Annotated in this window: 7 protein-coding genes; 4 read left to right on the plus strand and 3 right to left on the minus strand. The window is 72.3% G+C overall.

Going from position 1 to position 4,758, the window contains the following annotated elements; genetic code table 11:
* Positions 1-252: 252 nt before the first annotated feature.
* The 3 genes from C3489_RS37770 to C3489_RS37780 all read right to left on the minus strand — a co-directional run bounded on the left by C3489_RS37770 (position 253) and on the right by C3489_RS37780 (position 2,204).
* Positions 253-1,152, minus strand: coding sequence for an aminoglycoside phosphotransferase family protein (locus C3489_RS37770; protein WP_103786651.1), 900 nt, complete (start codon positions 1,150-1,152; stop codon positions 253-255).
* A 66-nt stretch (positions 1,153-1,218) separates the two neighbouring features.
* The gene (locus C3489_RS37775; protein ID WP_103786652.1) at positions 1,219-1,671 is read right to left on the minus strand and encodes a ferritin-like domain-containing protein; all 453 of its coding nucleotides are present in this window, start codon (positions 1,669-1,671) and stop codon (positions 1,219-1,221) included.
* Entirely contained in the window at positions 1,668-2,204 is a 537-nt protein-coding gene (locus C3489_RS37780) for a hypothetical protein (RefSeq protein ID WP_103786653.1), read from the minus strand. The genes C3489_RS37775 and C3489_RS37780 overlap by 4 nt, the downstream gene beginning before the upstream one ends.
* A 340-nt stretch (positions 2,205-2,544) precedes the next feature.
* Between C3489_RS37780 and rimP the strand changes: the two genes are divergently transcribed.
* From rimP to C3489_RS37800, 4 genes are all read left to right on the plus strand, one after another.
* A complete protein-coding gene (gene rimP / locus C3489_RS37785; protein ID WP_103786654.1) occupies positions 2,545-3,048 on the plus strand; it encodes a ribosome maturation factor RimP in 504 nt (167 codons plus the stop codon).
* A 2-nt stretch (positions 3,049-3,050) separates the two neighbouring features.
* The gene (gene nusA / locus C3489_RS37790) at positions 3,051-4,037 is read left to right on the plus strand and encodes a transcription termination factor NusA (RefSeq protein ID WP_103786655.1); all 987 of its coding nucleotides are present in this window, start codon (positions 3,051-3,053) and stop codon (positions 4,035-4,037) included.
* 102 nt (positions 4,038-4,139) lie between these two features.
* Entirely contained in the window at positions 4,140-4,436 is a 297-nt protein-coding gene (locus C3489_RS37795; RefSeq protein ID WP_103786656.1) for a YlxR family protein, read from the plus strand.
* A gap of 150 nt (positions 4,437-4,586) precedes the next feature.
* Positions 4,587-4,758, plus strand: a 172-nt coding sequence (locus C3489_RS37800) for a translation initiation factor IF-2 N-terminal domain-containing protein (RefSeq protein ID WP_146075408.1), incomplete at its 3' end; no start/stop codon positions are given.

Here is a 4,758-nt window from a genome sequence, read left to right on the forward strand (position 1 = left end):
ACAGTGGGCCGGACCGAGGACCGGATACCCCCACCCCGGCCCCGACCCACAACGAACCGCAGGCGCTACACCAGCCACGACGCGACAGCGACGGGCCGCCGCAGGCATTTCAGGGGCGCGGGGAACTGCGCGACCAGCCACGACGCGACAGCGACGGGCCGCCGCAGGCATTTCAGGGGCGCGGGGAACTGCGCGACCAGCCACAGCGCAACCGCAACGGGCCGCCGCAGGCACCCGCACCCGCACCCGCGGTCACAACCACCCCGCGAACTCCAACAGCAACTCCCCGTCCCCCCGCCGCCCCACGCGCAGTGCCCGCACCCCCGACTCCACCGCCCGAAACAGCGTCCACCCCCGCAACCGCTCCTGATCGACCTCCAGCGACTCGGCCAGCCGCTTCACCCGCCGCCGAGTGATCGCCGCCCCCGACGGCGACGCGATCAGATCCTCCACCCGATCCCGCACCAACCGCGCCAGATCGAACGCGCACTCACCCACCACCGGATCCGGCCCCACCGCCAGCCACGGCATCCGATCCCCGGCCAGCACCTTGCTCTGCCGGAACGTCCCGTGCAGCAACCGCTCCTCCGGCGGCGCCACCAGCAACGCCTCCCGCGCGGCCAGCGCCTCCGCGACCAGCGGCGCCACCTCCGCATCGCGCTCGGCACTGGCCCGCATGGCCTCCGCCTGCCGCCCCGTCCGCCCGGCCACCGTCTCGAAGGCATGACCGACGGGCGGCTCCACCCACAGCCGCCGCAGCGTCCCCGCCGCCTCCAGCAACGCCCGCGCCTCCGGCAACGACCGCACCGACACCTCCGGATGCAGCCGCTCCAGCAGCAGCGCCCCCTCCGTGGTGAACGGCTCCAGCAACTGGACGACCCCCCGCCCACCCCAGTGCGCGAGGGCGGCCCGCTCCGCCTCCGGACGGGCCCGCGGCGGCGCCAGCTTGAGCACGGCCGGCGTGCCGTCCGCACACCGCACCAGCAGCACCAGGCTGCTGCGCCCGCCCGGCACCTGCACCCGCTCGACGGTCAACTCGCGTAGCGCGACGGCCTGCTGGACGGCGTCAGGCAGCTTCTCCAACCAGTCGTCACCGTCCGGTGCCGTCTCACCGAGCGCCCTCACCAGACGCCGCGGCGGTTCGAAAGCCATACCCGAGCCGTTCCTTTCTCCTACGCCCTTCCCGAGCGCGTCTCCTACGCCCTTCCCGAGCGCGCGCTACGCCGTGGGCGTCGCCGCCGCCGTACCGGCCCGTTCGGCGAGCCCAGGGAAGGCTACGCTCCCGCCACGCCAGCGCACCGCCCGGACCGCCGCCTCCCGCACCGCCCCGGCCGCGTCGCGCCGCCGTTGCCCCTCGCTCGCCCGCACCAGGTCGGAGTACACACCGGCGACGCGTTCCTCCAGGTCGGCGGCGAGCCGCACGGCCGTGGCGGAGTCCGGGACCGGGAACGGCAGCGCGTACGCCACCGCCGCGGCGACCGGCTGCGCCCCCCGCTCGCGCACCTCGCGCGCCAGGGCATCCCGCCGCGCCCGGTGCGCGTCGTACGCCGCGCGGGCCTCCGCGCGCCGGGCCTCGCCGATCCGGCCGCCGACGACGCCGTAGCCGTACACGGCGGCGTGCTCGGCCGCCAGCGCGGCCTGCAGAGCCTTCAGCACCTCGGTGTCGCTCACCGGACCCCCTCCGTCAGCAGGAACGCGTGGGCAGCACCGGCCGCCGCCACGGAGGCCAGCAGCCGCGCCAGCTCGCCGTCGACGTCGGTCAGCGATGCGGCCCGCCGGTCGGCCAGCTCACGCTCGGCGGCGGCGAGCTGGGCGACGGCCTCCCGGTCGGTGCCGGGGACGGCGGGGGAGGGAGCCGCAGAGGGCGACGCGCTCCCGGAGGGCGCAGGTCGGGCGGTCGCGCCCCCGAACGCCTCCACATGCCGCACCACCTCGTCCCGCAGCGGCCGCACCCGCCCCGCCAGCTGCGGATGCACGGCCAGGACGGCGTCGTAGCGTGCCACCAGCCCCGCGCTGTCCTGGGCCGCACGCGCGCGTGCGCGCTCGGTCGCCGACGGGCCGCTGGTGGCCCCGCCCCCGTCGCCCCCGTCACCGCCGGCGGTGCAGCCGGAGACCAGGAGGGCGCCCGCGGCGGAGGTGAGCGCGGAGGCCAGCAGGGTTCGTCTGCGCGGCCCCGAGGGCAGGCGCGGCGGAGGGAACGGCACGGCAGTCGTCCTCAGGGAACTCGTACGAAGCGGGACCGGTGGACTCGCGGCCCGTGATCACCGTACCCGCACCCCCACCACCTGCCACCGCACCACGCACCCACCAACGCCCCACCGGCATCACCACCCACCAGCGTCACCACACACCCATCGGCGGCCAGCGGCACCACCGGCACCAAGCACCCCGCCGGCCCCACAACGCCCCGCAACCCCCCCACCCCGACCACACACCGGCACCACCCGGACACAGGGTGGACGGCATCACCGCCCCGGACCGGATACCCTTTGACCTGACACGCGACCATCCCACAACAGCACACGCGGCCGAGGAGTCACCCGGATGAGCACCACCCAGAACGAGAGGCTGCGGGAACTGCTGGAACCGCTGGTCACCTCCCAGGGCCTGGACCTCGAAGAGATCGCCGTGGACTCCGTCGGACGCAAGCGTGTGCTGCGCGTCGTCGTCGACTCCGACACCGGTGCCGACCTGGACCAGATCGCCGATGTGAGCCGCGAGCTCTCGGCGAAGCTCGACGAGAGCGACGCGATGGGCGAGGGGGAGTACACCCTGGAGGTCGGCACCCCGGGCGCGGAGCGCCTCCTCACCGAGCACCGGCACTACGTGCGCGCCGAGGGCCGGCTGGTGAAGTTCCAGCTGGCCGAGGGCGGCGAGCTGGTCGCACGCATTCTGAAGGCCGACGACGAGGGTCTCGACCTTGAGGTGCCCGGGGTCAAGGGACGCAAGGCCACCACGCGCAGGATCGCCTTCCCGGAGATCGCGAAGGCCCGCGTGCAGGTCGAATTCAGCCGCAAGGACAAGAACGAGAACGCAGAGGAGGCGTAGCCGTGGACATCGACATGAGTGCCCTGCGGGGCTTGGTCCGGGAGAAGGAGATCTCCTTCGACCTGCTGGTCGAGGCGATCGAGGCCGCCCTCCTCATCGCCTACCACCGCACCGAGGGAAGCCGCCGACACGCGCGCGTGGAGCTCAACCGGGAGACCGGGCATGTGACCGTGTGGGCGAAGGAGGACCCGGACGACCTCGAAGAGGGCCAGGAGCCCCGCGAGTTCGACGACACCCCCTCCGGCTTCGGCCGGATCGCCGCGACCACCGCCAAGCAGGTGATCCTGCAGCGGCTGCGGGACGCGGAGGACGACGCGACGCTCGGCGAGTACGCCGGCCGCGAGGGCGACATCGTCACCGGCGTGGTCCAGCAGGGCCGCGACCCCAAGAACGTACTGGTCGACATCGGCAAGCTGGAGGCCATCCTGCCGGTGCAGGAGCAGGTCCCCGGTGAGACGTACCCGCACGGCATGCGCCTGCGCTCGTACGTCGTACGGGTGGCGAAGGGTGTGCGCGGTCCGTCCGTGACCCTCTCGCGCACGCACCCCAACCTGGTGAAGAAGCTGTTCGCCCTGGAGGTCCCGGAGATCGCCGACGGCTCGGTCGAGATCGCCGCGATCGCCCGTGAGGCCGGTCACCGCACGAAGATCGCCGTCCGCTCCACCCGCGCGGGCCTGAACGCCAAGGGCGCCTGCATCGGCCCGATGGGCGGCCGGGTGCGCAACGTGATGGGCGAGCTGAACGGCGAGAAGATCGACATCGTCGACTGGTCGGACGACCCGGCCGAGATGGTGGCGAACGCGCTGTCACCCGCACGGGTGTCGAAGGTCGACATCGTCGACATGTCGACCCGTTCCGCCCGGGTCACCGTGCCCGACTACCAGCTGTCGCTGGCGATCGGCAAGGAGGGGCAGAACGCCCGCCTCGCGGCCCGGCTCACCGGCTGGCGGATCGACATCCGCCCGGACACCGAGCAGGCCGGGGAATAAATCTCGGCCGCGTGAGGCTGAGATCACGACAGGTTGGTGTACGGCAACTGTTCGAATCCTGCCCCAAAGGGGTGAGGTGCGTACGGGGAGGTAGACTTAAGGGTGTCTGGCCGGACGCGGGTCCGCGCATGCCCTGAACGCACCTGTGTGGGGTGCCGGGAACGAGCGGCCAAGACGGTGCTGCTGCGGATCGTGGCGATCAAGGACGAGTGCGTTCCTGATCCACGCGGTACGCTGCCCGGCCGGGGTGCCTATGTGCACCCCGCCCTGGTCTGTCTCGACCAGGCGGTACGCCGCCGGGCGTTCACGAGGGCGTTGCGCGCCCCGGGAGCGCTCGACACAAAGGCGTTGCGCCAGTACGTCGAGCGGGCAACAGTTGCCGAGCAGGCAACACGGTAAGGAAGACGTGCCGCACGGCACCCCGTGCGGTGTAGGTACCTCGCGAGTCGAAAGCAGGTCGAGATTGCGATGAGCACTCGATGAGTACGCGATGAGTACGCCCATGAACTAGCGACGGTCCGGCTGCAACCCGGACCTCAAAGGAGCGAAGTGGCTAAGGTCCGGGTCTACGAACTCGCCAAGGAGTTCGGTGTCGAGAGCAAGGTCGTCATGGCCAAGCTCCAGGAACTCGGTGAATTCGTCCGTTCGGCGTCTTCGACGATCGAAGCGCCCGTAGTACGCAAGCTGACCGACGCTTTCCAGGGCGGTGGCTCCGGCAAGT

Source organism: Streptomyces sp. Ru71 (assembly GCF_002920535.1).
GTDB lineage: Bacteria > Actinomycetota > Actinomycetes > Streptomycetales > Streptomycetaceae > Streptomyces.